The organism is Streptomyces sp. NBC_01210 (assembly GCF_036010325.1).
In the GTDB taxonomy this organism is placed as follows: Bacteria; Actinomycetota; Actinomycetes; order Streptomycetales; family Streptomycetaceae; genus Streptomyces.
The window spans coordinates 8,964,219-8,988,442 of sequence record NZ_CP108549.1 but is presented as its reverse complement, the minus strand read 5'-3'; the positions used below and the strand labels follow the sequence as shown (position 1 = coordinate 8,988,442).

Annotated in this window: 22 protein-coding genes and 7 pseudogenes; 16 read left to right on the top strand and 13 right to left on the bottom strand. The window is 68.0% G+C overall.

Annotated elements, in window-relative coordinates:
* Positions 1–217: 217 nt before the first annotated feature.
* The gene (locus OG735_RS40655) at positions 218–1,732 is read right to left on the bottom strand and encodes a phospholipase D-like domain-containing protein (RefSeq protein ID WP_327328136.1); all 1,515 of its coding nucleotides are present in this window, start codon (positions 1,730–1,732) and stop codon (positions 218–220) included.
* Positions 1,733–2,286: 554 nt separating this feature from the next.
* Here OG735_RS40655 and OG735_RS40650 point away from each other — a divergent pair.
* Positions 2,287–2,791: pseudogene (locus tag OG735_RS40650) on the top strand (transposase); the annotation flags it as partial.
* Between the two features lie 180 nt (positions 2,792–2,971).
* Here the strand turns inward: OG735_RS40650 and OG735_RS40645 are convergent.
* The gene (locus tag OG735_RS40645) at positions 2,972–3,412 is read right to left on the bottom strand and encodes a nuclear transport factor 2 family protein (protein WP_327328134.1); all 441 of its coding nucleotides are present in this window, start codon (positions 3,410–3,412) and stop codon (positions 2,972–2,974) included.
* Between the two features lie 120 nt (positions 3,413–3,532).
* On the opposite strand from OG735_RS40645, the gene OG735_RS40640 reads away from it, so the two are divergent.
* Positions 3,533–4,105 (top strand): TetR/AcrR family transcriptional regulator, encoded by a 573-nt coding sequence (locus OG735_RS40640; RefSeq protein WP_327328133.1) that lies wholly within the window; start codon positions 3,533–3,535, stop codon positions 4,103–4,105.
* Positions 4,106–4,209: 104 nt separating this feature from the next.
* On the opposite strand, the gene OG735_RS40635 is transcribed toward OG735_RS40640, so the two are convergent.
* Positions 4,210–4,875 carry a cysteine hydrolase family protein gene (locus tag OG735_RS40635; RefSeq protein WP_327328132.1) on the bottom strand — a complete coding sequence of 222 codons (666 nt, stop codon included), beginning with the start codon at positions 4,873–4,875 and terminating at the stop codon, positions 4,210–4,212.
* Positions 4,876–4,930: 55 nt separating this feature from the next.
* Here OG735_RS40635 and OG735_RS40630 point away from each other — a divergent pair, with 55 nt between their 5' ends.
* The 4 genes from OG735_RS40630 (at position 4,931) to OG735_RS40615 (ending at position 7,359) form a co-directional block, all read left to right on the top strand.
* Positions 4,931–5,443 carry a PadR family transcriptional regulator gene (locus OG735_RS40630; protein WP_327328131.1) on the top strand — a complete coding sequence of 171 codons (513 nt, stop codon included), beginning with the start codon at positions 4,931–4,933 and terminating at the stop codon, positions 5,441–5,443.
* Between the two features lie 62 nt (positions 5,444–5,505).
* A complete protein-coding gene (locus tag OG735_RS40625) occupies positions 5,506–5,727 on the top strand; it encodes a hypothetical protein (RefSeq protein ID WP_327328130.1) in 222 nt (73 codons plus the stop codon).
* 359 nt (positions 5,728–6,086) lie between these two features.
* A complete protein-coding gene (locus OG735_RS40620) occupies positions 6,087–6,881 on the top strand; it encodes a hypothetical protein (RefSeq protein WP_327328129.1) in 795 nt (264 codons plus the stop codon).
* Positions 6,874–7,359 carry a GntR family transcriptional regulator gene (locus OG735_RS40615; RefSeq protein ID WP_327328128.1) on the top strand — a complete coding sequence of 162 codons (486 nt, stop codon included), beginning with the start codon at positions 6,874–6,876 and terminating at the stop codon, positions 7,357–7,359. Before OG735_RS40620 ends, OG735_RS40615 begins: the two co-directional genes overlap by 8 nt.
* A gap of 133 nt (positions 7,360–7,492) precedes the next feature.
* Here the strand turns inward: OG735_RS40615 and OG735_RS40610 are convergent.
* The 3 genes and pseudogenes from OG735_RS40610 to OG735_RS40600 all read right to left on the bottom strand — a co-directional run.
* Positions 7,493–7,854, bottom strand: a pseudogene (locus OG735_RS40610) (Tn3 family transposase); the annotation flags it as partial.
* A 175-nt stretch (positions 7,855–8,029) separates the two neighbouring features.
* Positions 8,030–9,541 carry a serine/threonine-protein kinase gene (locus tag OG735_RS40605; protein WP_327328127.1) on the bottom strand — a complete coding sequence of 504 codons (1,512 nt, stop codon included), beginning with the start codon at positions 9,539–9,541 and terminating at the stop codon, positions 8,030–8,032.
* A gap of 696 nt (positions 9,542–10,237) precedes the next feature.
* Positions 10,238–10,519, bottom strand: coding sequence for a hypothetical protein (locus OG735_RS40600; RefSeq protein ID WP_327328126.1), 282 nt, complete (start codon positions 10,517–10,519; stop codon positions 10,238–10,240).
* A 325-nt stretch (positions 10,520–10,844) separates the two neighbouring features.
* Here OG735_RS40600 and OG735_RS40595 point away from each other — a divergent pair, with 325 nt between their 5' ends.
* Positions 10,845–10,988: a hypothetical protein gene (locus OG735_RS40595; RefSeq protein ID WP_327328125.1), complete on the top strand. Its 144-nt coding sequence runs from the start codon at positions 10,845–10,847 to the stop codon at positions 10,986–10,988.
* 260 nt (positions 10,989–11,248) lie between these two features.
* On the opposite strand, the gene OG735_RS40590 is transcribed toward OG735_RS40595, so the two are convergent.
* A complete protein-coding gene (locus OG735_RS40590; RefSeq protein WP_327328124.1) occupies positions 11,249–12,145 on the bottom strand; it encodes a helix-turn-helix transcriptional regulator in 897 nt (298 codons plus the stop codon).
* On the opposite strand from OG735_RS40590, the gene OG735_RS40585 reads away from it, so the two are divergent.
* Entirely contained in the window at positions 12,144–12,647 is a 504-nt protein-coding gene (locus OG735_RS40585) for a DUF2000 domain-containing protein (RefSeq protein ID WP_327328123.1), read from the top strand. The two genes, OG735_RS40590 and OG735_RS40585, sit on opposite strands and share 2 nt — an antisense overlap.
* Positions 12,648–13,362: 715 nt before the next feature.
* Positions 13,363–14,817 carry a hypothetical protein gene (locus OG735_RS40580; RefSeq protein WP_327328122.1) on the top strand — a complete coding sequence of 485 codons (1,455 nt, stop codon included), beginning with the start codon at positions 13,363–13,365 and terminating at the stop codon, positions 14,815–14,817.
* Here the strand turns inward: OG735_RS40580 and OG735_RS40575 are convergent.
* From OG735_RS40575 to OG735_RS40565, 3 pseudogenes are all read right to left on the bottom strand, one after another.
* Positions 14,791–15,265: pseudogene (locus OG735_RS40575) on the bottom strand (NF041680 family putative transposase); the annotation flags it as partial. The gene OG735_RS40580 and the pseudogene OG735_RS40575 sit on opposite strands and share 27 nt — an antisense overlap.
* Positions 15,245–15,740: pseudogene (locus tag OG735_RS40570) on the bottom strand (ribonuclease H family protein); the annotation flags it as partial. The pseudogenes OG735_RS40570 and OG735_RS40575, both read right to left, overlap by 21 nt.
* Before the next feature lie 5 nt (positions 15,741–15,745).
* Positions 15,746–15,989, bottom strand: a pseudogene (locus OG735_RS40565) (histidine kinase); the annotation flags it as partial.
* Between the two features lie 525 nt (positions 15,990–16,514).
* Here OG735_RS40565 and rho point away from each other — a divergent pair.
* Together rho and OG735_RS42235 are read left to right on the top strand one after the other, a co-directional pair.
* Positions 16,515–17,654: a transcription termination factor Rho gene (gene rho, locus OG735_RS40560; protein ID WP_327328121.1), complete on the top strand. Its 1,140-nt coding sequence runs from the start codon at positions 16,515–16,517 to the stop codon at positions 17,652–17,654.
* A gap of 270 nt (positions 17,655–17,924) precedes the next feature.
* A pseudogene (locus tag OG735_RS42235) lies at positions 17,925–18,044 on the top strand (IS982 family transposase); the annotation flags it as partial.
* 220 nt (positions 18,045–18,264) lie between these two features.
* Here OG735_RS42235 and OG735_RS40555 read toward each other — a convergent pair.
* The gene (locus tag OG735_RS40555) at positions 18,265–18,528 is read right to left on the bottom strand and encodes a hypothetical protein (RefSeq protein ID WP_327328120.1); all 264 of its coding nucleotides are present in this window, start codon (positions 18,526–18,528) and stop codon (positions 18,265–18,267) included.
* Positions 18,529–18,736: 208 nt separating this feature from the next.
* Between OG735_RS40555 and OG735_RS40550 the strand changes: the two are divergent.
* Positions 18,737–18,870 (top strand): annotated as a pseudogene (locus OG735_RS40550) (IS982 family transposase); the annotation flags it as partial.
* A gap of 11 nt (positions 18,871–18,881) precedes the next feature.
* Here the strand turns inward: OG735_RS40550 and OG735_RS40545 are convergent.
* Entirely contained in the window at positions 18,882–19,859 is a 978-nt protein-coding gene (locus tag OG735_RS40545) for an oxidoreductase (protein ID WP_327328119.1), read from the bottom strand.
* A gap of 131 nt (positions 19,860–19,990) precedes the next feature.
* On the opposite strand from OG735_RS40545, the gene OG735_RS40540 reads away from it, so the two are divergent.
* Both OG735_RS40540 and OG735_RS40535 read left to right on the top strand, forming a co-directional pair.
* A complete protein-coding gene (locus OG735_RS40540; RefSeq protein ID WP_327328118.1) occupies positions 19,991–20,644 on the top strand; it encodes a TetR/AcrR family transcriptional regulator in 654 nt (217 codons plus the stop codon).
* 378 nt (positions 20,645–21,022) lie between these two features.
* Complete coding sequence (locus OG735_RS40535) at positions 21,023–21,655, top strand: ParA family protein (protein ID WP_327328117.1); 633 nt, start codon at positions 21,023–21,025, stop codon at positions 21,653–21,655.
* 554 nt (positions 21,656–22,209) lie between these two features.
* Here the strand turns inward: OG735_RS40535 and OG735_RS40530 are convergent.
* Positions 22,210–22,401 carry a DUF6381 family protein gene (locus tag OG735_RS40530; RefSeq protein WP_327328630.1) on the bottom strand — a complete coding sequence of 64 codons (192 nt, stop codon included), beginning with the start codon at positions 22,399–22,401 and terminating at the stop codon, positions 22,210–22,212.
* Between the two features lie 637 nt (positions 22,402–23,038).
* On the opposite strand from OG735_RS40530, the gene OG735_RS40525 reads away from it, so the two are divergent.
* A complete protein-coding gene (locus OG735_RS40525) occupies positions 23,039–23,260 on the top strand; it encodes a hypothetical protein (protein WP_327328116.1) in 222 nt (73 codons plus the stop codon).
* 90 nt (positions 23,261–23,350) lie between these two features.
* Complete coding sequence (locus OG735_RS40520; protein ID WP_327328115.1) at positions 23,351–23,824, top strand: hypothetical protein; 474 nt, start codon at positions 23,351–23,353, stop codon at positions 23,822–23,824.
* The last annotated feature ends 400 nt before the right edge of the window (positions 23,825–24,224 follow it).

Genomic DNA, 24,224 nt, shown 5'->3' with positions numbered 1-24,224 from the left:
CAGGGTAGACCACACTCTGCCCACACTGACACGCGACTTCGGCGTCGACATCATGGACTGGCCTTCTCCGTCGTGGAGATGCTCACGATCGACCATCTTGGACATCCGCCTTTGAAGGTCAGTAGTCAGCCGGAGGGGGCTGGCGCTCAATGCCTCAGCCTCGGCGGCATCGTCTCGGCGGTGACTGGCGAATAGTGCGGCAAGGCTGGGCCGAGACCTAGAGGGAATCGGCCAGCAGCCGGCGTTGGTGGTCCCGCGCCGGTTCGTCGTAGTACTTGTCCGACCAGTGGCCGGCAGTGAGCGGCACCGGCGCTTCGACTCCGGACTCGGGGCCGGGCGTGGGCTGGTGCGCGGCCAGGCGGAGCGAGTCGCGGAAGCGGTGGTGGTTGAACAGGCGGAAGAACTCGGTGAAGTAGATCTCGGCGAGGCCGTGGTCGCCCCCGATCACCAGCATGTTCTCGTCGTTCCTGTTCGCGGAGGGGTTGCTGAAGTTGGCCGAGCCGGTGACCACGATCGGATCGTCGCCGATCGGGTCGATCAGCAGGTACTTCGTGTGCAGGTACTCGATGTTGTTGGAGAACGGGTTGTCGTGCTCGGCCGCCCAGCCGGCGAGGCCGCCCTCTTCGACGAGGCCGCATGCCACGAGCTCGGTGTCGGGATCGGTGACCAAGTTCCGGTGCGCGTCGGCGATGCTGGCGTTCTCGAATAGCAGCCAACGGAGCGCGGCGTGGTCACCCGGGAGCTGGTTGGCGAATCGCGGATCGAGGTTGAACGGAAAAGTGATGCACACCAGATCCTGGGCCGACCCGAAGAGATCGGCGTAGCGGTCTTGCACCGTAGTCCGCGTGTGCGGGCTGAACACAACCGAGATACCCGCGGGCCAGGGATCGGGCATCGGGTTATTGGCGTCCACCCAGTTGTTGAGGGTGCCAGGGGTGGGGTCTGCGACGAGCTGCGCCCAGTAGTCGAGGTACTGCTGGGCGACGGTCGGCTCGGTGACGGTGTGTCCGACGTTCGACTGACCGAAGATCCCGTTCTCAGTGATGTTGGTCGACCCGGTCCAGACGGCCCGGGGCGCACCGTCGCGGCTTGCGATCACGAACTTGTTGTGCGGGATCTGAGCCCGGGCCCGCCAGGCTACGACCAAGTCGTCGAGGCCGGCGTCGGTCACCGCTTTGCGGTTGTCCTCGTGGTCGAACACGACGAGCTGGACGTCCACGCCCGTGTCTGCGGCCACGCGGAAGGCCTTGAGCACGGGCAGGTACTCGAACTCGTACAGCGCGGCGTGGAGCTGCCCGTGGTCGCCGGCGGCGGTGCCGATGAAGGCGAGCAGCGCCTCCTCGAGACCGCGCGACAACCATCGCCAGGCCTCGCGGTTGGCGATGTCGCGGGGGTGGAGGTTCTTGAAGCGTTCGGCGTAGGCCTGCGAGGCATACACGCCACGGTTGAACCAGACACCGTGCACGCCCGGCTCCTCGGTCTGCACCTGCAGCTCGACGGTCGAGACCGGGGTGAGTTCCTCCCCCGGAGTTCCGGTCATGGTGTGCACGCGGTAGGTGTAGGCGTGCCCTGGCTTGGCGCGGTAGTCACCCCAGGTGAAGGTCTGGAACGGGTTCCAATTCGACCCCCATCGGCGCCTCGCCTGTGGAAACCGGATGCGGTTGTCGAGCCAACGGTGCTGGCCTTCGGTGTGATCGAACCGCTCGACCCCGAACCCGAGCACGCCATTCATGGCAGCTCGATCATGGTCGAACCCCAACACCACCACATGAGTCCCGGCGATGGCTTGCACCCGCAACGGCCCGGAACTGCCCTGCACCCTCATGCCCACACCTCCCCGCTCACCCGACCACCTTCTGGACCAATGCTCGCTTCCGGCCGCCATCGGCTATCGCGTAGTCAGGTTCCCGATACCGAAAACGGTCCTTCGTCGAACGCCTTCGTTACGCGAGTCGAGTCGCACGTGTCGCAGACTCCGACCCGCCAGCACGCCCCCCGGGGGCCAAGACCGTGATGTTGCCGTACGAGTGCGCCGGAGCCCGCCCCTACGGGAGGGCGGATGCACGACGATCGGCGCACCCGTACCTCCAGAATGCGACATAGGACCAGACAGTGCAGCCCGGGCGCTGCCCTCGCCAACTGGGACCACCCTGGTTGCGTCCCGCGAGGCGGTGTAGACATACGGAGCTCACGACTCCGCATGCCGCAGTCGAAGGAAGCCCGACACCTCCGCGATGCGCGGCGCACAATAACTAACACGTCGCCTTCATGCACATCTTCAGCGTCGCTCAACACGGTTACTGCGCCAGCCACTCGCGCTTCTTCTGGGGTCTGCGCCTGCATCTCGTGTGCACATTCTCTGGCCTGCCGATTGCCTTCGCCCTGGTCGGGGCGGAGGCCAGCGAGCAGCAGACTCTGCCGGAGATCTTCGCGGTGGATACCGGGTTGCCGGCGCAACGTCCCGGTCAGACGCTGATCGGAGACAAGAACTACTTCGGCGCCCAGTTCGAGGCGCAGTTGGCGGACCTCGGCGTACGTCACCTGAGGCCCGCCCGCAGGGGCGAGGCGGAGCGGCCGGGCGCGGAGTTGTTCAAGCCCCTTCGCCAGGTCGTCGAACCGGTCAACCAGACCCTTGAGGGACAGCTCGATCTGAAACGGCATGGCGGTCGCACCGTCATCGGGGTGTCGGTGAGCGTCCTTCAGCGTCTCCTGGCACTCACCGCCGCGATCTGGCACAACGCCGAGGCCGGTGCACCGGTCCTTGCGCTCACTGACCGCGTACGACCACTGACAGCGGAGCGGCAGCCCCGGCTCGACGACGGTCTGGCCGGCCTCACTGCAGCGCGAGTCGGCCGCAGGACGTGACGGACCGCCGAGGGCATGACCGCATGCTCGCCAAGCACTGAGCCGCCGCCGGAACTCAATGCGGGCCGGGGACCTCAGGGGCCCGGCCCGGAGCACCGCACTGGTTCTACTTGCCTTCCAGTGCCGCCACCAGCTGAGGCAGGTTGCCGCCGGCCACAATGAGGGCAAGGTGGTCGTGGTAGTCCCGGCTGCTGACGATCACGCCGTCGCGGACCCGCAGCACCTGGATGTTGGCGGCCTCGAAGGTCCGCCCGGTCACCCGGTGGTGCACGTGGTAGTCGAACTCGGCGACGACCACCTCCGCGTCGTCGGTTTCCCGGACGACGACGTTCCCCGGGGTCAGCTCCACGGGCGAACTTGCGGAGACTTGCGCGAACCGCTCTTTGAGTGCGGCCCGCCCCTCGAGCCGGCGCGGACCGACCGGTTCGAAGACGGTCTCCACTACGGCGTCCTCGGCATAGAGCTCGGCCAGCTCCGTGAACCGTCCCGCGCTGATGCCCTCGATCAGCTTCTGGAAGACCTCGCGCGGTGACAGCGTTTCAGGCATGACAACCTCCAGTGGGATCCGTGGATAGAATCGGACTAGCGACTCCGTTTTCACAATACGGACTGGCGACTCCGGTTGTCCAGGGTGGTTCTGCCGTCGACGGCGAAAGGTGGGAGACGGATGAGTGGCGCTCAGGAGCGCCCGCTGCGGGCGGACGCGGCCCGCAACCGGGCCAGGCTGCTGGACACCGCCACGGAGGTATTCACCACCCGCGGCGTCAGCGTGCCGACCGAGGAGATCGCACGAACCGCCGGGGTCGGAGTCGGAACGCTCTTTAGGCACTTCCCGACCAAGGAGGCACTGCTGGAGGCAGTGATGGTGCGCAGACTGGAGACAATGACAGCCCAGACCGCGCAGCTGGCTGCCGAGGCCGAGCCCGCCGAGGCCTTCTTCGCCTGCTTCCGGCTGGTGGTGGAACAGTCCGCGGGCAAGAACGAGTTCACCCAGGCTCTCGCTGCGGCCGGGGTGGACGTGCATGCGTCCCTGCAGGAGCCGACCAAGGAGATCCAGGCTCGGCTGGCCGATCTGCTGGCCGGGGCGCAACAGGCGGGGGCGGTCCGCCCAGAGCTGGGCCTGCCGGAGTTCATCGCCCTCCTGGCCGGTACCGGCAGGGCGATGGAACAGCTCGGAGCGGATCCGGTGCCCCGGGAGCGGATCTTCGAGGTCATCTTCGACGGGCTGCGGCCACGCTGAACCGAAGGCGCACAAACCTCCCACGGAAGTTGCCGAACGGGCTGCGAGGCACACCGCCATCGCGAGCATCAGCGACACCCGACTGACCCCTTGGAATCAATCGTCTAGGCGCTGGAGGAACTTCCGGCGGCCAGCTGGTTCGTGATCACATCGGCGGTGAGTACCAGTGCGAAGCCTTTGCGCAGGACGGCGAGTTCCGGTTCCTGCCGGGACTCGTCGTCGGTGGCTGTGACGTCGGATCCGAATACGACTTTGTATCCGCGTTCGTATGCCTGTCGGGCTGTGGTGCCGCAGCAGTAGTTGGTGAGCGTTCCCGTGACGATCACTGTGTCGCGGCCGAGGTTTCGCAGCGTTGTGTCGAGCGGGGTGTCGTAGAACGCGCCGTAGGAGGGTTTTCGGATCAGGACCTCGTCGGCGCGGAGGTCCATTTCCTCCCACACCTCGGCGGGGCCCGGCCTGTGCCAGACGGTGTCGGCGTGCGGGAGGTATCGCAGGGCGTGCGGCCGGTCCAGTCCGAGATGAGTGTCGTCGAAGATGGTCCAGATCACCGGGACCGAGACGGCCCTGCATGCCTCGACCAGCCGGCGCAGCCTTGGCGCCATCCGGGTGGCCGCCGGCACCCAGTAGGGGCTCCAACCGGGCCGGATGAATTCGTCCTGCATGTCGATGACCAGCAGCGCCGAGCACTCGGGCCGCACCTTGAACGATGCCCGGCCGTGCTCGTAGGCATCACGCGCCCGCGCGGTCACCCATTCCTCGGTATACGTCATTCCCACCCCTTACATCGATTCGATGTACCTCGTTTCGATGTGCGAGACTAGCAGCATGCTCGAACTCGCGATCCTGGGATTCCTGGCCGACGGGCCACTGCACGGATACCAACTGCGCCGCCGGATAGCGCACTTGTCCGGCCACTCCCGACCGGTCAGCGACGGCAGCCTCTATCCGGCGATCAACCGCCTGGTCAACGCCGGGCTGCTGGACCGGCGGACCGAGCCAGGCGTCTCGGCCGCTCAGCGGCACACCCTGAGCCTGACCGCCATCGGCCGCACCGAGCTGCTGCGCCGGCTTCGAGAGCCCGACACACTGGACATCAGCGACAGCACCCGGTACTTCACGATCCTGGCCTTCCTCTCCCAGCTTCCCGACACCGCCGACCAGCACGCGGTGCTGCGCCGACGGCTGGAATTCCTGGAACAGCCTGCGAGCTTCTTCCACGATGGCGACCGCCCACTGGGCGCTGATGACACCGACGACCCGTACCGCCGGGGCATGCTCGTCATCGCCCGCGCCACCAGCCGCGCGGAACGGTCCTGGCTACGGGCGACGCTGGCATGATGCCGCCTCAGAAGACCACCCGGTCCGGCTCCGGACGCTCCCCCTTCCGCGAAGGTGTGCGGGTGGCAGAGCAAGTGCGTGGGGTCGCCCACATCCTGACGGACTTCGTCAGTCCCCTGCCCACTGGATCACGCCAGCATCTGATCGACAGCCTTGCCACGTTGGTCTACCGCTACGGGCGCCCCGAACTCGCCGCTCGCCTGCATACGGTGACGGCTCCCACCCCCGAGCACGAGACCGAAGACGGCCAGATGCCTCGGATCAGCCCGAACGGCACCAGGTAGCGCGCACGGTACCTGCGCCGCGAGATGCCGACTGCGAGCCGAAGCCCCTATCTGTGAAACCGGGGTCCACCGTTCAGGCTCCGTTCTCTGTGGGACGAACCCACCACCCAGTTCGGGATTACGTGGATCAGCGCACGAGGGAACGCACGATGCGGAATCCCGCGTCGTCACCGTGGGCTGAGTCCGCTCAGGGGGCACCCCTGGGCGGGAGGGCGTGTCCTCCTTGCGCCGGAGGGAACTCCCTTGCGCCAGAAGCCGTCTCCCGATGTGTCGCCTTGTATTGAGTGTTTGACACAAGATCCCGAGCAGGGCATCTTGTACTCACCGCTTGATACAAGATGATCTGGGGGGATCTCCATATGCTCGACACCGTCCCGCTCCAGTCCCGGTTCCTCAACCACGCCGACCACTACGCCCGCTGGTCCGGTCTGGCCATTGGCATCGTGGCCGCACAGCAGTTGGTCACGATGGAGAGCGGCGACATCACGATGCCCCTCGTGTTCGCCATCACCGCTTTCGGCCTGTGCGCGGTGGGCGGTGTCCTGCTCGGCGACGCCCTGACGCTGCGTCCCCAGGAAACGGTACGCACCGCGAGTCTCGCCCCGCGCCTGGTCCGAGCTCACGTGCCGCCCCGTATGGCGCCCCTGCTTCTTCTGCAGGCGGCGTCCCTCGTCACCCTGCTGGTGATCGGTGCGGTCACGGCGTCCTCCGACCCCGACCGGATAGGCAGAGCGGGGCGTGTCATGACCGTCACCTGCGAAGGGATGCGCGCTTCCCTCGGTCCCTGGCCGGGCCTGTACTACAGCGGCCCGATGTTCGCCGCCCTCGCGGTCGGAACCCCCGCCTGCGTCTGGGCCCTGCGCCGTATCGCCCATAGCCCGGGCGACGACCAGCAGCGCCGCGACCGCGCGTGGGCGATTACCGGAGCCTGGGGGCTGATGGTGTCGAGCCAGGTGCTGCTCGTCGTTCTGATGATCTTCGTCGCGCTCACGGAGAAGGCCTGCGCCGGCCCGCTGGGCGCCGCCACCATCGTGGTGATCTGCCCCCTGGGCCTGCTGAGCCTGTTCACCTTCGGATGGTCCCTGCTCACCGTGGTGGCACCCCGGGCGGTCGACGACGAGGCAGCCGACGATGGGACCTTCGACGATGAGTGACCCCGCCGTCCGCGTCGACACCACCAGCCAGGTACCGCCGTACGAGCAGATCCGCGCCCAGCTGGCCGCGCTGATCCGCACCGGCCGGCTGGCCGAGGGCGAGCGCCTGCCGACCGTGCGCCAGCTCGCCGCCGACCTCGGTCTGGCGCCGGGCACCGTGGCCCGCGCCTACCGCGAGCTGGAAGCCGCCGAGCTGATCCGCACCCGCCGTGGCGCGGGCACCCGGGTCGCGGCGCTCCCGTCCGAGCCGCACGCGCACGATGCCGACCAACTCACCACTCTGACCCGGGACTTCACCTCCGCCGCCCGAGCACTCGGCGCCGACACCGAGGACATCCTCACCGCCGTCCGCAAGGCCCTGGACCCGGGGCCCGCCTCCTCATCGGCCACCGCCGACAGCGGAGCGGGTGACCCCAAGACGTCCAAGGCGTCGGCGCAAGTCACAGGCGTGAGGCACAGACTTGAGCAGCAGGCGTAAGCAACAGACGTAACAGGCACAGGTAGCAGTGGGTGATGAGCCACTGTTACGCCACGGCGCGGCCCCTGAAATGTTCTACCGCTGACCCGGTTCCAGGGTCGATCCACTGCTCCTGACGCGGCCCCTGCGCGACCTACCCCTCCTTGCCCTCATCGACGTCGTCGGGGGCCGGGTCGCGAAGGGGCCGCAGGCTCACGCCCGCGGGGGTGGTGGCGCGGAAGCTGTAGCGGACCAGGCAGTTCAGGTTCGCGTGGCGGAGCGGGGAGAGCCGGGCCACATCCTCGTCCAGGATGTCGTGCTCGCGCTGATGGGCGGGTAGGCCCCGCAGCGCGGTGACTGCGGCGTCCAGGTGGCGGGTCGTCCGCAGCACGGCGGCGTTCAGCACCAGGCCGAGCGTCCGAGCTGGTCCTCCTGGCCCTCGCGGTACGCCTGCATGATCTGTCCGCGCCTGCCGTGGCAGATATCGCGGGCCGGCTTCTGCCTCGACTCCTGGACGGGCTCGTACGGACGAAGTCCGTTCTCAGGAGCGGAGCCCCGTACACGACCGAGGAACTGGTAGCCACGTCCGAAGCGAACGGAGCAGCCCGCGCTCGAGCGGGACAACTGGCTGCGGGCGGGAGGGCTCATGCGACGGGACGGCAGTTGCGGCTCCGGGGCCATCGGAGCACGGTCAGTCGGCGGAGCTCCGGAAGGAGCGCAGGAAGACGCCCAGCGCGCGCCGGTTAGCGGCGTCGTTCCAGTTGTCGGCCGGGGTCGTCCAGCGCAAGGAGAAGCCACGGCCGGAGCCGATGAGGAAACCGCGGCCGAGCGTGCGCTCGCGGACACCGGTGTCCTCGGAGTACCACTCCATGTCCGCCGCGTCGAGGCCACGGTAGTCGGCGGTGCGGATGTCGCCCAGCCGCCGGTAGTCGACGAACACCCGCTTCAGGGACGGCTCCAGTGCCCGCCAGACTGCGACGGGGTCCGGTCCGAGCTGCTCGCTGTAGGTGATCGCCAGCGTGCGAGGGTCGCCGGGCGCGCCGAACGTGACGCGGTAGGACACATCGGCTGAACCGCTGCGGTCGAGCGGCTTCCACCCGGTGGGCAGGTCGATGGAGAACCCCTCCGGAGCCTCGTAGCCGTAGAAAGAGTTAGGGTCGGCGGTTCCGCTGGCGGCCGGGCGGGACGGCGTGGGGCCCGACGCGGAGGGGCCCTCGTCCGATCCTCCGGTCAGGGCGAGGGCGGTGACCGAGGCCCCGACCACGGCCAGCGCCAGGACCCCGAGGAGCGCGGGCCGACCGACGGTTCGCCTGCTCCACACCCGCCCGGTCCGCCGGACGGCAGCGTACGCGTCGCGCAGGCAGGGGAGCGGCGCCGCCTGCTTTGGTTCCTCGGGATCCTCGCGCAGGATGCGGGTCAACGCCGCGCGGACCACCGGCGCGGGCAGGCGCTCCTGCGGGTCCCTGCGGAGCAGCCCCTGGATGGCAGGGCCGAGCAACCCCGCGCTCCGCGGAGGCCAGATGGGCCGCAGGTCAACCGCTCGCAGCGTCGCCTCGACCGGTCCACGGTCCCGGACAGGCGGACGCCCCTCTACCATCATGTATAAGATTGCCCCAAGTGCCCACAGATCTGACGCGGGTTCCGTGCCCTCGCCGCGGGCTTGCTCGGGAGAGGCGTACGACGGCGCGGTAACGCGTGGGGCCGACGCGTTACCCAGCAGCCCGAAGCCGGCGACCAGCGTTCCGCCGTCCTTGCGCACAAATATTTGCCCGGGGCTGAGATCGCCGTGCGTGATGCCTTCACGATGGGCCGCCGCGAGAACGTCGAGGATCTCCAGGCCTATGCGGGCAGCGCGGACGTAGTTGACCGGGCCTCGCCACAGGAGGTCGCTGAGGGGAGCGCCCTCAATCCGATCCATGACCGTCCACACGGCGCCGTTCTCCTCCAGGACGTCTAAGACAGTGGCCGCCCGGCCGGGGCAGGTCAGTTCCATGGCTTCGGACTCGCGCAGAATCCGAGCGGCGGTGCGGCGTGCGCCGGTGGCCTGAACTGGCCGCGCCTCCATCAAGGAAACCGGCCGTCCGAACCGGACGTCCTGACCGTGCCAGCCGGTGCGGCCTTCCTCACGGTGTACGACCTCCTGCGGCCAGTAGCGTCCGGCGATCAACTCCTGTGTGGTGGCTTGCCCTTCGGTCACGGTCATCCCTTGCTGCGCGCCGGTCTCCGCCTTTCTCAGTTGTACGGCGGGACTGCCCGCGGGTGTTCAACGCGTACGCGAATTGGGCGGCCGGATCTTCGTCCGCCCCAGCCCAAAAGCGAAGCTGTTGTGCCGGCACAGCCTGCCGGAGAAGGTCGACCTCGGGCAGGCCGCGGACCGGCCGGTTGTACCTGGATGTGCCCGCCTGCCGGCTCCTTGTTGCTGCGCGTCAGGACTCCTACCGCTCTCTCCCGCACCAGCCGACGTTGTGCCTTCCTCGCTTCCAATCCTCAGCCGACCAAGGTCAAAGGGCGAGTTGAAGATCTGCCCGCCCTGGATCCTTGGCACAGGGGCTGAACAAGGCCCGGACGTGCAGCATGACGTCAAGCCAGTCGCGTTCCTAGAGGCCCTCGACTTGTTTGACGGTGTGGGTGCGCCAACCGTGCGCACGCTCTGGGGCTAACCACCGGGGATGCCGAACAGGCAGGTATTCGAACAGTTCCAATACCCGACTCCACCATTAGGCCGCTCCAGGGCCGACACGCCCGAAGTCCTCGACCAGGAAAAGGGCCTGGGCCCTGGCCGAGACGCTCACCCAGGCCGGCGAGCGCATCGCCTCCGGCGAGAAGATCACCGGACCGGCCGCCGACCGCTACCGCGCGGCAGCCGCCGAGTTGTCCCACCACTACGTCGGGACCTACCTCACACTGACGGGACGAGCTGGTTCCGCCTCACTTTGAACTCGTCTTCCCCGCTGAGGGCCGTGACGCCATGCACCGAGGTGGAGACGGTGACAATCTCGTCTTCCGCTGCTGTCGTGGTCTCGCGTATCACACAGACGACACCCACCTCCAGCGGATAGGCCGACTCCGGGCCGAGGCCATCCGGCGCATCGAAGATCGGACACTTGTCGACCAGGGACCAGCGCCTGCTAGCCGCATCGGTGAACTGAACCTCCACCCAGCCCGGGAACTCATCGGCCACCCACCGGACTGCTTCAGCTTGCAGAACAACCACCAGGACCCCCTTCGCAACCAGCAAGAAAGACAGCGACCAGTATCCAGCGATAGCCCCACCAACCACTTACGCGACAACCTTTAGGGAGTCGCGGGAACTTCCTGGCGAAGGTCACTGACCCCAGCGTTGAACAACAGACCTGTGTCCACAAGGACTCGATCATCGGCAAGGCATCACCGACGCCTGGCGGCAGGCGACGGTCCTGACGGACAGCGTCGCGGACGGCCTGCAGGACCGGCCCCGGCTGGACGCCGCGCTGCGCCAATACGACCTCGACCGCGACGAGCTGGACATGGACCGCCGCCGGGACACCCTGGCCGTGGCAGAGCTCCGGCCGAATCGCCGTCTGGCACTGATGCGCGCCATGGCGGACGACCCGGTGATGATCGAGCGCTTCTTCTCCACCGTCTCCGGAGCGTGCCCTCCAGTGAGCTGATCACGCCGGGTCGAGGGTCGCGCAGGCTCCAACTGCCGTGTCCCGGCATATGTGACCTCGGCTGAATAGGTGCCACAAAGGCAGCTGTGGCCTGTTGACAGAACCAACTCATGAGTCTGCGCAGGTCAGTTGAGGTTCTGCTCGCTTCCTGCCGTGCTTTATGAAGAACGTCCCGGAAGGGATATGAGGCATTTCGTCCCGCCCGAGTTAGGTCAGTTGCTGGAGACGGGAGACCCTTGGGAGCCGTACAGGGTGCTGGATCAGTTCGGGAGACCGGTCGAGCCCATCGCGCTGTACCTCAAGGAGCTGGCGGCTCCGGTACGGGCGTACCGGCCCGGGGGGACGCCCACGACCCGCTTGAAGTGCCGGGTGAGGTGGGACTGGTCGTAGAAGCCGGCGGCGGTCGCTACCTCGCCCGGCGGCTGCCCGTCGAGTAGCAGACGGCGGGCCAGGTCGACGCGGCGGGAGGTCATGTACTGGTGCGGGGCGATACCGAAGGCGCCGCTGAAGGCACGTACGAGGTGGGTGGGGTGGGCGTGGAGCAGGCGCGCGGCCTCTTCCAGGGCGATGCCTTCAAGCAGTCGTTCGTCGAGGAGGTCACGCAGGCTCTGGGCGATGCCGCCGTCGGGCCCCGCGCTGCCGAGGGCCGGCCTGGGACGCAGGTGCCGGCGCAGTCGCTCACTGATGAGGGCCAGACGGCTCTCCGCCTCGAACTCGTCGCCCCGGTTCGCGAGGGCTGTGTGCAGCTGTCCGACGCGTCTGCGCAGGACGGGCTCTGTGAGGTCCGGGCCGTCGACCGCCGGCCCGATGAAGCTCTCGTCCAGCTGTGTCATGTCGAGGTAGAGCACGCGCTTGCGGAAGCCCTGAGGGGTGGCAGGTGAGCCGTTGTGCGGGACCTGCGGTGGGAGCAGGCTCACGGTGTCGCTCGGGGTGCCGCGCTCGTAGCGGTCCAGGTCGTAGCGGACCGCACCGTCGTCGACGATCAGCAAAGTCCAGGCGTCGTGGACGTGCATGGGGTACGCGTGCTCGGTGAAGTGGGCGTGGAAGACCTCAACGACACCCGCGACCGGCGGGCGCCAAGCGGAGATCTCCTGCCGGGTCGTCACGCAAAGAACGTACAAGACGGAGAAGGCGTGCACCCCGGAGTCTCGAAGCATGAGAACCGAGGATGAGACCGAGGCGGGGGCCGTGGCCTGGACCGGGGCCGGGACTGGGGCCGGGACTGGGGCCGGGGATGAGAACGCGCCTGTGCGCTTCGACACCAAGATCGCCGTCCTGCTGCGCGACGACCTTGAGTCCTGGCAGCGGCTGAATGTGACCGCCTTCCTGGTCAGCGGGCTCGGCACGGCGTCACCCGAGGTGATCGGCGAGCCGTACACGGACGCCGACGACACCGCGTACCTGCCGATGTTCCGCCAGCCGGTGCTGGTCTTCGAGGGGACGAAGGAGACACTGACCGCCGCGCACGGTCGTGCGCTGTCCCGCTCGCTGCCGAGGGCCGTGTTCACGTCGGATCTGTTCAGCACGGGCAACGACCGGGACAACCGGGCGGCCGTACGGGCTGTGCGCAAGGACCAGCTCGATCTGGTGGGGATGGCCGTATACGGACCCCGCAACGCGGTGGACAAGGTCCTCAAGGGCGCGCGAATGCACCCCTGAGCGCCGGAGTGGCGAGTACGGGCGCGGGCCTGACCGGCCGCTTCACCACCGGATCTCCACCGGGCCGCGACAGCTGCCCGGTGGAGTGGTGTAAGAGGCCGAACAGGGTCCGAGGCAACGGCGTGGAAGTACTCGCGCCGATCGACCTTCCAGGCCAGGGCCAAAGAGCGCGGCGGAGGCTACCTCATCGGGAAGGACTTCGCCGTGTACACCGCGACGAGCGAGATCAGGCAGGACCTCAACGATTCCGGGCTCCTGCGCCTGTTCTGTGACGACGCCGCGGCCAGCCCAGCGACAGCCAACTAGACTGCTCTGACCTGCAGAAATTCCAGAAGCAATAGCAGGATTCCAGGTTCTTCCGGCACCGCAGGTCAGCACGCCCCAGGCCCGTTGGCCGCAGGCAGACCTGCTGCGATCAGCGCAGTTCAAGACGCTGCCTGCACACCAACTCGATTGCCCAGATTCCTTCCGGGACCGGTGGTCACGGGCCTGATCAGACCCGTGCACATCTCAAGAACTCACACCGTCCGCTCCGTCCTGACCGGAATCCGCTGATGACTCTTCGGCCGCAACGACATCACGACCACCCCAACCGCCGACACCGCCCCGCTCCCAACCAGGCAAGCACCCACTGGCACAGTCGTCAGCACCCCGCCAACATCACCAACGCAGTCACCGCGTTGTGTCCAACCACGGTTGCAGTACGGTGGCAGCCGTGACCTGGGCGCACACCCACGCGCAGGGTGAATCCGACGCAGCGGAAGGCAAGTCCCTCGGCGAGCCGCTGCCCCAACGAAACGAGGTGACCCCGGACTTGGCCATGAGAGCAGGCAGAACGGATCCGGAGACCGATCGTGGGCCGGGGACCGCGGCAGCCGGGGGCACCACCGCGCCTTCACCGTCCCCAGCTCGCGGATACCTGCGCTGGCTGCGTCGCGTGGTCGCGGTCGCGGTCAGCCTCTGCGCCGTCGTGAGTGCGGTGCGGCTGGTCGCGCCCGCCACCACGGGAACGACGGGGGAGCCGCCCGGGGTCCTGCGGCAGCTGGCCTTCCTCCGGGCGCAGTTGAACAGTCAGGCCGGTGACGAGGCACAACAGCAATTCCCGGAGGGGTACTTCTTCCTGCACGCGCTGTACGGCCTGAGCTGGGTCGAAATCGGGTTGCGCGATCCGGCCGGTGAGCAGGCGGAGGCACTGCGGGAAGCACGCTGGGCGTTGCACCAGCTCGACTCGCCAGCCGGCCGCGCTCCGTTCAGCCCCAACCTCGTCCCACCGTACGGAGTCTTCTACCGCGGCTGGAGCAACTGGCTACGCGGCGGCGTACTGAGCCTGCAGCCCGTCGGGCAACGCCAGCCCAGTGAACTGCGGCGATTCGTCAACGATACCGCCGCCCTCGGCGCGGCATTCGATGCCTCACCGTCGCCCTACCTGCCCGCCTACGCCGGGCAGGCATGGCCGGTCGACTCCACCGTGGCGATGGCGTCCCTGCGGCTGCACGACACGCTGCTGCCGCCCCGGTTCGACAAAACTGTCCAGCGCTGGCTACGGGGCGTAGGGCAGCGCCTCGACGCGCAAACCGGACTGCTCCCGCACCGGGTCGACGCCTCCACCGGTGAACCGGTGGAGGTGGCCAGGGGCAGCTCACAGAGCATCATCCAGCGCTTCCTTCCCGAGGTGGATCCCGCCTTCGCCGACGACCAGTACCGGCGCTTCCGCAGCCAGTACGTGACCTGGCCACTCGGCCTCGGGCCAGCCGTGCGGGAGTACCCCGACGGCATGGACGGCCCGGCCGACATCGACTCCGGCCCACTCCCCCTCGGCGTAAGCCTGTCGGCGAGCGTGGTCACCATCGGCGCCGCCCAGGTTCACCACGACGCCCCGCTCGCTGCGGCACTGGCCAACTACTCCGAACTCGTCGGCCTGCCGGTCGACACTCCGTGGACCAAACGCTATGCCGTCGGCCTGCTCCCCATCGGCGACGCGTTCCTGGCGTGGTCGAAGACGGCACGTCCCTGGGTGGCGCGCGCCGCTTCGCCACCGCCGACGACTGTCTCGTCATGGTGGTCCACACCGCTGCTGTCGCTGCTGGCCGTCCTCGGTGCCGCGCCGTGGTTGCCCGCCCTGCTGCGGCAACGCCAACACCGCCGCGCCGGGCGAGCCAGAACTGGGTGAAGGCGGTGAGGATCAGCCAGGTCCAGCAGTCGGCCGCTTCGAGGGGCGGATCTTCGGGCAGGTCCAGCCCAGGGTCTGCTTGAACAGCCGGAACGTGTGCTCGATGTCGAATCGCCGCAGGAATGCCTGCCAGAGCAGGGTCGACTTCCGTCTCGCCGGCGTCGGTGCCCGACCACCACAGCCAGACCGGCTTCGGCGTCGCGCCGCTGGGTAGGTGGTCGACCTGCAGGCGGATCACGGAGCCTTCGATCAACGGCAGGGCCCCGAGCTGGGTCGTCCAGGCCGAGCGGTGGGTGAGTCTGGGGTGGAGCCGGTCCCAGACCCGGACGGTGACGGTGCCGTAGAGACGGGTTTCAGTCACCGTCTGCGCATCGGGGGTGTTCCAGGTGGCGGGGTCGCCGAATACGAACTCGCCTCCGTGGCGGGGCGGGCGGCCCCTGGTGCCGGGCTCACCTGCAGCCTGCTGGGTCAGCGCAGTCTCGCTCGCGGCCTGGTCGACGATCGCGTTGAGGTGGTCTCCGTCTTCCTGGTGGGCCGGGACCTAGCGGAAGTCCACGGTGCCGCCGGCCAGCAGTTCGTCGATGCGTACGACGTGGTCGCGGTTGGCGACGGGTTTGCCGGCCGCCCAGTTTTCCAGCCGTTTCGTTGCCATCCGCCGATCCATTTGGTCACGGCGTTCATCGCGTACTGCGAGTCCATGCGCACCTCGAGTGGCACGGCCGGGTCGGTCGCCTCCAGCACCAACTCCAGCAACGCGGTCAGCTCCGCAACGTTGTTGGTGGCCTTGCCGAGTTGTCCGGCCTTCCACGACTCGGGCTGACCTTGCGTGTCGGCCACGACCCATGCCCAGGCTGCAGGGCCAGGGTGCCCTTCGATGCCCCGTCACACGCGGTCAGTGATGCGATTGGCCATCGCTCGATCACGCCAGCGGGACCGCACCGAGCAGCTGCTCGCGCACGCTGTCGTAGGCGATTCCCACCGATTCCGCGCCGTCGATCTTCCTAGTAGCGACACTTTGGCGCGAGCGGAGCGCCCCAGCGTGCGTTGTCGATCTGCGTGACGTCGTGGCCGGAGAGCGCGACGCTGGGGTCGGTGGACACAAGGTGGCCGATCCGTGCCGCCTCGGTGTGCGACCAGCGCACACTGCGGGTGTCCATGGCCACGACGTACAGAGTCCGGTGGCGTGTCGTCAGGTGCGGGGCGAAGTTGGCACAGACGATGGGCGATGCGGACGTGTCCCGGGGAGAGCGTGCGGCCGGGCGGCAGAACTCCCAAACCTGGACCACCTCTTGGCGGGCTCTATGTGGCCGTAGAGCTTGTCCTGGGACCCGCGAGTGTGGCCAAAATCCACCGCCTGGTCCCGGACGAGCTCGGCACACGACGACAAGAAAGTCGGTCATGCCCCGTACAGCCCTCCCACCAGGCGCTTGGTCACTGGGGCGAACGGGCTCCGCAACACGGCCGCTAGCATCCCCTGGCGCTGAGTGGTACCTTGCAAACAGCACGTGTGTACGCCTTCACTTCGGCGCCAGTGCTTGTTTCCTTCAATTTCGCTGATACGCCCGTCTTTTCACGACCGGCAGTCCAGCTCTCAGCACCAGATCTTCTTCCCGGCTCTCGGCCTTTGCCCGCCGCACGATGCGTAACTCTGCAGCATCCCCCGGGCCCTCCTTCATCATGTCCGCGAAAGGACCCGCGTGACCAGCACTCTCGAAACCCCCTCTGTCCAGCAACAACTACCGGTTCAGGCCGTCGGCGTCCTCGACATCACCAGCAACGGGCATGGCTTCCTCCGCACCCATGGCATTCTGCCGAGCACGGGCGACGTGCAGGTGTCATCCGCCCAGATCCGCCAGCACGGCCTGCGAAAGGGCGATGCCATCGAAGGTCGCGTCGGCCGGCCGCGCTCCCTCGCCCAGGTGGAGCTGGTCAACGGCCGCCCACCGAAGGAGCTCCGCGGCCGTCCGCACTTCGGCGACCTCACCCCGCTCCACCCCAGGCAACGCCTGCATCTCGAACACGGAGCAGGGAGCCTGACAACGCGGCTCGTCGACCTGGTCGCGCCCGTCGGCAAGGGCCAGCGTGGGCTCATTGTCGCGCCGCCCAAGACCGGCAAGACGGTACTTCTGCAGCAACTGGCTGCCGCCGTGTCCGCCAACCATCCTGAATGCCATCTCATGGTGGTGTTGCTCGACGAACGCCCTGAAGAGGTCACCGACATGCGCCGTTCGGTACGAGGTGAGGTACTCGCCTCGACCTTCGACCGCTCTGCCAAGGAACACATCGCCCTTGCAGAACTCGCGGTGGAGCGAGCGAAGCGGCTTGTGGAGCAGGGCCAGGACGTCGTCATTCTGCTGGATTCCCTTACCCGCCTGTGCCGGGCGCACAACAACGCGGCGACCTCGGGCGGCCGAACCCTCACCGGCGGCGTGGACGCCGCAGCCGTACAGGGACCCAAGCGTCTCTTTGGAGCCGCCCGCCTCGCCGAGGAAGGAGGCTCGCTGACCATCCTCGCCACGGCGCTGGTCGACACCGGATCCCGTGCAGACGACTACTTCTTCGAAGAGCTGAAGAGCACGGGCAACATGGAGCTCCGACTGGACCGCGCGCTGGCGGACAGACGGATCTTCCCGGCCGTCGCCATCACCCCCTCCGGCACTCGGCGCGAAGAACTCCTACGTTCTCCTGCGGAGTTGGCAGCGCTGCGTGGACTGCGCCGCGCTCTTCACTCGCGGGACGGGCAGCCGGCCCTGGAAACCCTGCTAGACAGGATCCGGCATACGCCGAACAATGCCACGTTCCTGCGGCAGATCCACCACACAGTTCCCGCGGTCTGAGGGCCGAGCACGACACAAGCGCCGGCGGCACAGTCACTCAAGGTGCGTGCGAGCAGTCGTGGCCACACGATCCCCGGCCACCGGGCCTACGGGTTGCCATGCCTGGCCGTCGAGCGAAGAGGGGGCCAAACCCGCGTCAACCCTGCCGTCGTAAATCTCATGAGCCGTCGACGTCCTCTTTGGGCAGTCCGGACTCCAGCATCACTGGATGAATGAGTCCGATGTTTGTGCTGGTCGCAACCATGGCGAAGGGCGCCCGTTGGCTCGTGTGTGACTACCGGCCTGGACGCCATTCCGGCGGCACTGTACGTGTTCATCGACGATCATGTGGCCCCCCGTCGTCGGATCGGGCGACCCCCGAAACTGACAGACGCCGAACTGTTGTGTCTCCTGCCGGACGGTCCGCATCCGGCCTTCAGGGCGCACACGTCGCGGTGGTGCACCGCACCGGTCAGCCGGGCGAGGGTCTGGGTCTGCTCCCGGTACAGCCGGCGTCATGCCGTACGGGCACGGTGGGCACATACGGCGGCGGCCGCCGTGGCGGCGAGCACCACAGCGGCCGCGATGAGGCTGGTCATGGTGCTCACCTCCTCCTTGTGGGGTGTTGGGGTCATGGGATGGGCGGCCTCGCCGCCGCGGTGTCCGGAGCCCGCTCGTCGTGGGCGGTCTGCATCGCGGTCTGCAGGTCCGGCCAGTACGTGAACTGGGTTGCGGTGCGGTCCTCAACCGACTTGAGCGCGGCCTGGTGCTCGGCGCTGCCCGGGTACACGCCGTCCAGGGCCGCGGCCTTGTAGCGGCGCCAGGCCCATGCGGCGGCCGCGTACGTAGCGCCGACAGCGGCCGCGATCGGGTAGATCAGAGCAAGGTTTGCCATGGCGGGGCCTCCCGTCGATGTGGTGGGGCCCCGCCCTTCGGGGCTATTCGCTGGTGAGCTCCGGCTGCTCGTCCTCGAAGGCGCGCTCCTGGTCCTCCGGCGTGAGAGTCCGGTAGCAGGCGCCACAGAGGTGCTCGTCGGTCAAGCGGCCAGGCGCCGTACTGCGGGAAAGTCCGCCTTCCCGCAGCGGGTGACGGTGGGGTGACGTGAACAACACGGCGGGAGAACCCCGCCGGCGTATTCGCCCGCACCGGCCAACGCCCTTTCGCCCTGGCGGCCATCTGGCACCACTGGAACATCGGCGCCAAGGTCAAACGATCTCTGATCGCGTATGACCACTGAGAGCATCGGGCTCACTCATCCAGGACTCTTGAGTAGGCAGGGCATGCGGCATCGTCGGATAGCCGGAAGGGAACGCCGGTGAGTTTCTCGGACAGCTCCCACAGTCGGCGGGCGGTGTTGGTGTCACGGATGGCGCGCTCCTCGGTGCGCAGGATGGGCTCGCCGCGCAGCTGCAGCGGTCCGTCGGGCACGACATACGCTCCGCCCGGGAGGTCCGGGACGGTCGCGGCGTACAGGGAGGTCTTGGCGCCTTCGGGGGTTGGGCGGAAGGCGACGCGGACCAGCAGCCGGGTCAACGCTCCATAGAGTCGACCGCGGTTGCCGTTGGCGCCGCCGGTGAGAACGTTGGTGCGGGTGAGGCCGGGGGCGACGCACATGCTGCGCAGCCTCAGGCCGGCGGCGTCGGCGCGGCGTTGCAGTTCGGTGGCGAAGTAGAGATTGGCGCGCTTGGACTGCAGGTAGGCGAACACGGTGCGATAGCGGCGTTCGGCGTTGAGGTTGTCCAGGTCGAAGCGGGCGAACCGCTGGCCCTCGCTGCTGACGGTGACCACCCGCGGATCGGGCGAGGCGAGCAGATGAGGCAGCATCAGCCCGGTCAGGGCGAAGGTGCCCAGGTGGTTGATCCCGAACTGCGACTCGAAGCCATCGACGGTCCGGGCAAACGGCACCATCGCCACCCCGGCGTTGTTGACCAGCAGATCGAGCCGGTCATGGTCCCAGCCGTCGGCGAAGGCGCGTATGGAGGCAAGATCGGCCAGGTCGAGGAGGCGTACCTCGGCATGGGCGCCGGGTGCCTGGGCGAGCAGCCGATCCAGGGCGGCCTCCCCCCGTTGGGGACTGCGGCAGGCCAGCACGACATGGGCGCCCCGGCGAGCGAGCGCCTCCGCGGTGACCTGGCCGATGCCGCTGTTGGCTCCGGTCACCACTACCAGGCGGCCGGATTGGTCGGGGATGGAGTCGAGGGTCCAAGTACGGGAAGCGCTGGGCATGGCTTTCCTTCTCAGCTCATCGGCTGAGGCGTCCGGTACGCAGCTGGACAGAACCCGCCTCAGTGCAACTTCTAGTTGCGATAGACTGGAGCCTGACACGCAATCGGCCACTAGCGCAACTAGGAGTTGCAATGGACTTGGGGTCCTCCGGTCCTGCCCGCCCGGTCGGGCGCGGCCGCAAGGCCCAGGCAGCGGTGCGCGCGGCTACCCTGGCCGAGCTGCTGGACCGGGGATATGCCGAGCTGACCGTCGAGGGCGTGGCCCAGCGGGCCGGGGTGCACAAGACGACGGTCTACCGGCGCTGGAAAGATCGCGCGAGCCTGGTCGTGGACGCGCTTGCCGAGCACTTCGCCACCGACATCCCAACCCCGGACACCGGAGCCGTCGAGACCGACCTGCAAGCGCTCGCGCGGGCGCTCGCGCAAAGCATGACAGGCCCGGTGGGCAGGGCGGTGCAGACCGCGATGTACTCCGACGCAGGTCGGCTGCCGGAGATCGCCGAGGCGCGGCGGCGGCTCTTCGCCGACCGGTTCCGGCGTGCCGAGCCCGTGATCACCCGCGCCATCGAGCGAGGCGAACTCCCGGCGGAGACCGATCCGGTCGAGCTGCTCAAAACGCTGGCCGCACCGATCTACTTCCGGTTGCTGGTCAGCGCTGATCCGATCGAGGAGGGCACCGCCGACCAGGCCGTGCGGATCACGCTCGCCGCCGCCCGCGCCGGCGCCCTGACACAGGGCTCCGCCGTAGCCGTCAAGGCGACCGAAGCGGACGCCGGTCAGGCATGAAGGGCAGCGTGCTCGCCCCACGCGTACATTGCCGCCAGAAGGGCGTCCAGACCGGTAGGCACACACAGGCCAACGGGCGCCCTTCACCATGGTCGCGGCCAGCACAAACATCGGACTCATTCATCCAGGTGCTGCCTGTCCTCGGCATCGGCCGCAACCGGCTGCGGCAGGTACCCGTACTCCCCGGTGATCGCGAAGCCGTCGACGTGTGGCTGCGCTCGATGCCGCGCTAAACAATCGTCGGCCGGCCATCCAGCTCTGCCACGATCGCGGCACTGATCGCGCCGTCGGCTCGGCGCCCGCCAGTGGGACGGGTAGCGGCTCGCCGAGGAACGGGTATTTCTCTTACGAATTATGCCTGAGTGCTACGGTTCGCGAGTGCTGTTGAGCTGTGCGTTCGTGAATCTCAAGCCGGGAGTCGGCAAAACGACGAGCGCGATCTGGCTGGCCCACGCGCTCCATGAGTCGGGCATGTCTCCCCTCTTCGTCGACGGGGATCCGGCTGGTTCTGCCCTGCGCTGGAGCGATCTGGCCGACGGATTCCCGTTCCCGGTGGTCGCCCTGCCAGTCGGTGATGTGCACCGCCGAGTCGACGACTTCCTCGGTGACCGGCGGGCGGTCGTCTTCGACGCTCCGCAGCTGGAAGACCATGCACGTATCGCTCGCAGCATCATGCGCCACGCGAACGAGTGGATCATCCCCGTGACGCCGGCGCCCATCGAGCTCGACCGGATGGCGCCCATTCGGAGGGAGATGGACGACGTGGAGTCCCTGCGTGTGGAGCCGGCACGCACCGCGGTACTGCTCAACCGCACCAATCGCCATGAGCCCACTCGTACCGGTCCTGATGCCGACGCACGCGAGGTGCTCACCGAGCGCGGCTACGACGTATTGGGGACGCAGATCCCCCGGCTCGACCTGTACGCCCAGTCATTCGGCATGCAAGTCAAGGTGAAAGGTTCGGCCTATATGGACCTCGCGGAGGAACTCATGAAGCGGCAGCCGGCGTGAGCCGACGCAAGGACAGCTACCGTGCCGCCCTGCACCGGAATCCAGAACCGCCGGGCATGACCAAGGTCGCTACGCTCCGGAACCGGTACGTTCGCGTGACTATCGAGTTGGCCCCGGAGGTGCACCGTGAACTCGCCTATTGGGCCGGCCCTCCCATGGCTCTCCTCGGCGTGGCCGGAGCAACTGTCTCGCACACCTGGCGCCTGCTGACCGCTTGCATGCCCGATTCGGGTAACTCCTCGGTCTGACGAGATCGTCCCGATGTCGCTGTGAGGGCCGGCGCTACTTGTCGCCAGTCAGTCACGCTCCCGCCCAGCCAGCACTGACACACTCGGCGAAGTCAGGGATCTGCCCCCGTCCGAGGCTGCTCAGGTGCTGGATGCCGCAATGCGGGGGCCCTCGCATCCGGGGTCGCCAGCCGATCATCGCGGTCGCCTCCGCCGGGCGGCCGCCGCGCACGGGTCAGTGAACGCAGGCTGACAGGGCCGCCCCCGTCGGCCGGGTCTGTGGGCCCGTTCCGCTCAGGTGAGCGAGGTAACGTGGAGTAACGACTGTTACTCCTGGGGGTAGATATCCCCAGCGGCCATGGCGCTCTCCTGCTCGCTCAGCGCGAGCAGTTTCCTCGCCTTGTCCTGGAGGCGCTGACGCTCCTCCGGGGCGGTCGCCCGTTCCGCCTCCTTATTCAGGGCATCGGCCTCCTGTCGCAGTTGACGGACGTGGCTCCCGGATTCGCCTGAACCGCTCATGACCACTCCTCGGACGTTCTGGATGAGCGCTGGCCCCCTCAGGGAATCAGCGCCCTTGCGTTTTTGCATCCCGAACGGTCTTGGGCAGGAATCCTCGGCATCACTCATGCCGGGTTGATGTTCAGGCGGGGGCTTCTCCAGCGCCTCCACCACTTCGGCCGGCAGCAGCACGCTGACGGGCCTCATGTCCAACATGGCTCTACCGTACGGCCGCCAGCGCTTGCCTGTACGAGACACGGGCAGCGGCCCGCCCCAGCCACCGATCAGGCCGCGAGCCGCACCCCGCACCCGGTCAACGAAGGTGCTTCGCCCATGCGTCACGCGCGGCGGTGACAGGACTGGCGAGCATTGACCGAGGGGCGAGTAGGCTCCGGGCATCCGCGAAGCGGCCACCTCAGCGGCTGGCGGATTGCCTCGGGGCCCGCGGCCCGGACTTCACCGTCCGGCCTGCGGCCGGCCGTGTGGACGGTGCGGCGTTGGGGTCGGGGAGGCTGGGACGAAGCACCCTGCCGAAGCAGGCGGCTTCGGCAGCGTGCGCGCCGCGCCTCTCGTGGTTGAAGAGGCGCGGAACGGGACGATCGCCTACGCCGCGTGGGAAAGGGTGGTGGAAGGAGAGGGCACACTCCCATCCCGAGCGGTGATCGAGGTGCTCGCAGTCGACACGACTACCGGCAAGACCACGCGGTCGGCCGAGATTCCCGCCGCTCCCAGCGCCACTGGGCTGGCTGCGGAACCTATCGGCGCTGATGAGATTCTCGCGCCGCAGATCATCGGAGTCGACGCGGATACGGTAGTGGTGGCAGCAGCCGACACCACCTATGCGGTCGACCGCGCCGCGGGCTCGGTTCGCTGGAAGTAGGCCGACTTCCGTGCCGTCGCGCTGGCCGACGGAATCGTCGCGGGCGGTGAGAAGCTGACGCCCCTCGAAGGCCGGCTCACGGGATACGCGGTGGCTACGAGCGTACGGCGCTGGACGATCCGCGACACCCGGCAGCCAGCCTCCGTCGCGCCGAAACTGGTGACAGCCGAGCACGGGGACAAGACCCTCATCGTTGATCCAGTCACCGGCACCGAGCGCGCTGCTCTGGCCGGGTCCGGCTGGCAGTGCCGCCACGACGCCCAGTCACTTGTTCTGTGCTCCGCTTACCGGAGTGTGTCGGGTACAGGGATCACGGTGTTCGATGCCTCCACGCTCAAGAAGCTGTGGGCCCTGCCCGATGATTCCGGCCGCATCGTGCCGAAGGTCAACGGTTTCTGGCACGGCGCCGTCTACTCCCAGATGAAGGACGAATCTGTGATTGTCCTGGCCGGCAGGACCGGAAAGGATCGCGAAACGTCTCCTGGCGCGGCACCATTCGAAATCGACCCGTACGGCGGCCTGGTGGGCGGAAGCCGCCCAGCGTTCTATCGCGCAATCGGCTGACCGGCCCGCCTGCGCGCAAGGCGGGGGGCAGCCGTCCCCACTCGGCTGTCCTTTGACAATCAACTTAAGTCCACCGCAATCAGCTGACCTGGGTGGACTTACTTCGATGTCAAAGGATGGTGGCGGAGGTACGTGGTGAACGGGAGCCCGGGGCGCACCCGGCCCACCACGGAGCCTCATGGCGGCGGCTCGTCGCAGCTGTACCAGACCCGGGCCAAACCGTCTCTGACAGGGCTCCGCTTCCTACGTCCCGGCCTACACCACACCGTGACCACACCGGCCCCGAAGCCCTTAACCACACGGCCTTGGCCTTTAGGCGAGTGGCCGGGAGTCCGGCCCAGTGGGTCTGGTCGATGACCCAGGTCCCTCTGGCTGGCGGCCGCTGCTGCTGGCCGATTGC